Genomic DNA, 269 nt, shown 5'->3' on the forward strand with positions numbered 1-269 from the left:
GCATGTTGGCCATCGTCAGCAGCAGGAAGCCCCTGTCCTGCCAAAGCACCCGCAACACGGCGCGCATGCCGGGGCCGGCGGCATGGCTCGCCTGACAGGCGGCCAGCCTAAAACCGATGAAGAAGATGAAGCCCAGCAGCAGATAGCTGACACTGAGCAGCAGGAAGGTCTCCTGGCGGGCGCTCAGGCCGTAGCTGACCCCGAGCAGGGGGCCTATGGCTGCCCCCAGGTTGAGCAGAAAATAGCGCAGGTGCAGCGCCAGCTCGCGG

1 protein-coding gene is annotated in these 269 nt (G+C 65.8%); it reads right to left on the reverse strand.

Annotated elements, in window-relative coordinates:
• Positions 1 to 269 (reverse strand): hypothetical protein (locus B4920_RS26380; protein WP_216820059.1); only part of this gene is annotated, 269 nt, incomplete at both ends.

This window comes from Zoogloea sp. LCSB751, from assembly GCF_002028455.1.
In the GTDB taxonomy this organism is placed as follows: domain Bacteria; phylum Pseudomonadota; class Gammaproteobacteria; order Burkholderiales; family Rhodocyclaceae; genus Zoogloea.